Here is a 5,184-nt window from a genome sequence, read left to right on the forward strand (position 1 = left end):
AAACTTTGCTCAATTACATCACTTCCACCTTTAGCATATTTTTTCCTAATCGCATCTATTTCTTCCGCTTCCAATGCCACTATCTCTTTTATTTTAGCTTCATTATCACCTGCTAACTCAAGTAACTTCTCATACTTATCCATAGTTAGCACAATTTCACGTTCAGCGTCATTCATGCTTTCACGGCGTTTGTCTTCATATACTTTTGCCAAAGCCTCATTCAATTTTGCCTCATATTTTGCTTCAATCAAACCCTTTTCAGCCTTTTCCTGAGCATCAATCTCAATTAAATTTTCAGCATTGGTTTTAGCTTTCAATCTGAGCTCAGCATAATGCAACTCATTTTGTTTCAGTTCTTTCTCCTTATCTTGTAGCTGCTCTACCTCCATTTTATTGCGTATCTTCCGCAACTCATCTTTCAAGCGTTTCTGCTCTTCAATCTCCTTATCAGCTTCGGTTTTTCTTTTATCAGCCAAACCACCCAAATTTCCATCACCTAATTTTATTGGGGGAGTAACAACAGGAGGCGTAGTAGTTTCACTATTCACCACATCCATAAAATCACCATTCAGCTTTTTCAAATAATTGCTTTTCATCTCAATATCTCTATTGAGTTTGGCAATTCTTACATTATCCTTATCATAATCAGCCTTTGTTTTTTTTTCAATTAACCAAATAGAACCAGTTTCTTCAACAATTTCTGGATTCATTCTTTCTTTTTTCGCTGCTTCAAGTTTTTGTTTCAAAGAGATTAATTCTTCCTGCGTAGCATCTATCTTACTCGCATTCTCTACCTTCAAATAATCCTTCTGAATCTTAATAAACTCCCTCGCTTTCTGCGTATTTACGCTCAAAGCATTGCCATATTTATCCAATTCCGTTACTGCCGATGGCATAATGCTCGCAATACCCATCACCACAGTTTTCAACTCATTTTGCTCATCATTATTAAGCTTTGTTTTCTTTTTCAATTCATCATACCTATTTACAAGCGGAATAAGCTTTTTCTCATTTGTTGCCAAATCCTTATTTTTAGCATCCAATTCTTGGATATTTTCCGCCGTTTCCTGCGTTGATAAATCAAGCTCATTTACGACACCAACCAACTTACCAAACTTTGTTATCATCCAATCAACCCACCCACCTGACCCAACCGCTGTAAGCGAACTCCACCAGTGCGAAATCTTCTCTAAAATCCCTGCTGTTGTATTATTTTTGATATTAAACTCGTCCAAAATCGAAGTACCCTTCCTAAACTCTTCATTACCAAGCTCCTGCTGTTTTCTTAGCGTTTCGGTATTGTTAGCCAAGGCACTTACCACATTCACACTTTCCTGCCCTTCCAAACCAAGTTTTTTCAAAATCTCAGCCATGCCAAGCAAGCCCTTATTATTTCCCTTAACATTCTCAAGTACCCTAATCAATGCCTCATTCGCATCAGTTTGTAACAGTTTAGCAAAGTCCTGAACCCCCATTTTGGCAAGTTTGGCAAATTTTGGCACATCAGTTCCCAAAGCTACAAATAACTTATTGGTTACCGTCGCTCCTACTTCCATGCTCTGTCCAGCCATATCCAAGGTAGCCGCATAACCCAAAATATCACCAACCGCAATACCAGCCGCACTCGCCAATCCTTGCGTTCTGTAAGTAAATTCAACAATGTTTTTTTCATTCGCACTACTCGCTTGCCCAATACTATTCACCGCACTACCTACTTTCAGCATGGCGTTTTCCATGCCATACATTTTTTCAAGGTCAAAAGTCTGCGTTATTTTGCCAATTTTCGTTACCGCATCCGCTCCCAAATCTTCACCCAATGCAACAGTTATTTTATCTGCAGCACTCACAAAGTCAAGCACGTCTTGCGTACTTTCCTTGCCTAATTTACCCGCCTCCATCGCCAACTTTCGCAATTCCTCACGAGAAGTTCGGGTGTCCATTTTTTTTAAATCACTATTAAGTGCTTCTACTTCCGTGCGTGTCATGCCAGTAGTCTTACGAACATCTGCAAGGCTATCACTCAATTTTCCAGCCTTGCTAATTAGTCCAGGAATAATCCCAATCAAAAACTGAGCAGCAACCGTTATCAAATTTCCACCAAGTACACCCGAAGCAATGCTCAAAAAATTCTTCTTAAAGTCACTCCATGCCCCATTCATTCCTTTCACCATTGTAGTGTGTCGCTGCAACTCTACATTTGAGGCTTTCAATTCATCCATTTTCAAGGCACGAGTAGCTTCATCAGCAGCATTACGCCACTCTCTTCGCAATACTTTTACCCTGTCTTCAAGCTGCTTAATGGTATTCAACCCATTTGCTCCTCGTATCTCAAAATCTACGACCGATTTCCTTGTTGCCATTTTCTTTGAATTTTAGCCATAAAACTAAAAAATCCAACCCCGTTAAGAGTTGGATTTTTATTTGTAAGTTTAAATGACTCTACATTTGAGGGTTTACAAGATGCCGTTTTCTATCAATACAGCCATTATCATCACAATAATTCATTCCACAATTTCCGTTGCATTCCGACAATTTTAAAAAATCATTATGAATCTCAATCAATGATTCTGGCGTAAAAATTATTTCAATTCCGTTTGTTGTTTTGATTTTGAAATTATGCCCGATTCGAGTTGTTTCAATATCATCTTTGCCTAAAATTAATGAAAATATAGCCATTTTTTAGTTGTTTGTGATTGTCAGCCACACCTGATTAGAAAAATATTATTTGATACGCTTGGAAGTTTTTTAAAAATTCACCACCACCCGTTTATGTCCTTTCTCCATTTCGTTAGCTATCAAAGCAGCTACAATTTCTGCTCCATCATTCGCCAGCAAATCTTCTAATTTTTGTGAGTAATCCCTCGTTCCATCTGTCAAAAACGGCTTCGGTTTTCTTTGCGGCTGAGAAGTTTGGTTACGGCTATTTGTCAATCCCCTGCCAATCTGCCTTTCACTTACCATCAATCCACGCCCCACACCTTTATCTACATATATACCATACAAATTTAACTTTACCCCAGCCTTAGCATTTCCATCCGAAAACATCACACTACGACCATAAAGGCTGTCTCGTAAATCATTCGTTACACCGATTCTATTTGCATCAATCAAGTTTACCAAATGTTCAGCAAACCCATCCGAAAAACCTTTCAATCGCTCACCAATGGCCAAAACAAAACTTTCGCTTGCTCCACGTTCTTTTAGCTTTGCTAAAAAAACATCTAAGCTAAACGTACTATTGATATTTATCCTGTTTCTGCTCCGTGCCATTAGCCCAATAAATAATTTTCATTCGCCAAAATGCTGTAACTTCTGGTATACTGCTCTATCACAATTCCGTCAAAATTATACGTTTCATCTTTCACCAAAACACCTTCAGCAATCAATAATGAAGAAGTTGTTAAGGTAAATACCTGCTCTTCTGTGCCGCTATTCGTATCTATTATCTGCACATATACACTAAGCTCTGTAACATCTGCAGGTATGGTCAAGGCTTCATCTAAGTACAGCTTTATTCTTACATCCACAAACTCCTTATAATACCCAAAACCTCCTGGACCAACTCCTTCAGTTACAAAATTACTCAAGTCAATCACTGCATACACAGTTTGTAACTGTGTCGTTACAGGCATCGGTACAAAATCTTTCATTAATATCTCAACAAAATCACCCTGCATTTTTACCTTCCCATTTTTCGCAGGGAAATAAAACAAAGGTTTTCTCAAGAAAAACAACCGCTTTTGTCGGTCTATTTTCATCATTACTTTTTCCTTCAAATCTATTTCACCAAACTTCGAAAGAGGTATCAGCAATTCCATCTGCAAAGGTCTTGCCGCATCAAGCAGGCTATAATATTTCTCGGTTTGGCTGTACCATTGCCCACTCGCACCATCAAATCGCAACATCCTGTTACCCACCACCGTGCCGTCAATTGTCGCTTGGGTAGAAGTAGCATAAGGATACAATATTCCAACGCTATCTTCCTGCAATCCTCTATAACTCAGCAATCTTATTTTCGGCTCGTGCGTAAGTTTATACGATGCTCTATCGTCGGTATCCACACTATAAGAACTACTTTTGGCAAACGAATCGTGCAATATATTACCAGGCTTTTGCATCGTTGGCAATAACCATTCTCCACCCCCCACGGGCTTTGCATCCGTCGCCATCAACACTGTGCCTATCTTCAAATCAACTTCTTTCTCAGCCTTTCCAATACTAAAACTATTCTTATATTTCCTTGATTTCCACTCTAAATCAGCATCATCAACCATTTGTCTCACTACATAGCCAGTCTTTTCGGCAATACCATACTCATATTTTGCAAGCTCACATCCTGTCAAATCCACATAGCTTCGGTCGCCAGCTTTTTCGGTCATGCGTACCATTTCAGCCGTTTTTTTATCCCAATCCACAAACACACCAACCCCTTCAAAATCTCTCAAGTATTTAAGCAAATCTGCCAAACTAACATCAGGAATATACTTCCAAACATCAACTACATAATTACCTTGTCCAATACTCCAATTTGTCGATACGCAACCTTCAAATACCCAAGTCTTTACTTCTTCATCTTCTATAAACTCTCCACTTAGCAACAATCCCAACTTTTCAAAACACTTTTTCAAAACACAAGTCAAATACACACTCGGCACCGCATTATAACTATATTCACTCTCTACATCAAATATACCAGCCTGTACATAATTAATATAGCCACTATTTACATACCAAGCATATTCACCCACCAAATCAGCCGTCGGCTCTGAAAATACAGGGTTTTTCATCGGAAAAAATACGAACGGCACGCTACTCGGAGCCGCTTGAGCAAAATCCCACATTCGCTCACTCAACAAAAAAGCACTACTGGCCGTAAGTGTTACCTGCTCGTCAACCAATTGCCTAATACTCTTTTTCATTTCGCCAATTACCACACCCAAATCCAATTTCAAATAGCCGTTGCATACCTTATCACTTCTCTTAAAACTCAGCATACATCGCTTTACAAATATTCCGTCCACATCCAACACAACTTCAACCTCTGTCATGTTACGTAGTAAACGCTCATTATGTTTGTTCCAAGCAAACTGAATCGGATAAGAAAATCCGCCCACAAGTAGCTCACTATCGAAATAAGAACTTGTCATTTCGATAGTGATTCTCTGCTCTATATCTAAGTATTCC

Annotated in this window: 4 protein-coding genes; all 4 read right to left on the minus strand. The window is 38.9% G+C overall.

Annotated elements, in window-relative coordinates:
- On the minus strand, positions 1-2,360 hold a 2,360-nt coding region (locus tag ACH2CJ_RS19140; RefSeq protein ID WP_394995417.1), incomplete at its 3' end, for a phage tail tape measure protein.
- Between the two features lie 79 nt (positions 2,361-2,439).
- Positions 2,440-2,676, minus strand: a complete 237-nt coding sequence (locus ACH2CJ_RS19145; protein ID WP_394995419.1) for a hypothetical protein — start codon at positions 2,674-2,676, stop codon at positions 2,440-2,442.
- Positions 2,677-2,745: 69 nt separating this feature from the next.
- Positions 2,746-3,270, minus strand: coding sequence for a hypothetical protein (locus tag ACH2CJ_RS19150; RefSeq protein ID WP_394995422.1), 525 nt, complete (start codon positions 3,268-3,270; stop codon positions 2,746-2,748).
- On the minus strand, positions 3,270-5,184 hold a 1,915-nt coding region (locus ACH2CJ_RS19155; RefSeq protein ID WP_394995425.1), incomplete at its 5' end, for a hypothetical protein. The genes ACH2CJ_RS19155 and ACH2CJ_RS19150, both read right to left, overlap by 1 nt.

The sequence above is a fragment of the Emticicia sp. genome (assembly GCF_043780375.1).
In the GTDB taxonomy this organism is placed as follows: Bacteria; Bacteroidota; Bacteroidia; order Cytophagales; family Spirosomataceae; genus Emticicia.

Coding starts and splice junctions, on each gene's coding strand:
- ACH2CJ_RS19145 (WP_394995419.1), bottom strand. CDS start 2,676: ATGGCTATATTTTCATTAATTTTAGGCAAAGATGATATTGAAACAACT.
- ACH2CJ_RS19150 (WP_394995422.1), bottom strand. CDS start 3,270: ATGGCACGGAGCAGAAACAGGATAAATATCAATAGTACGTTTAGCTTA.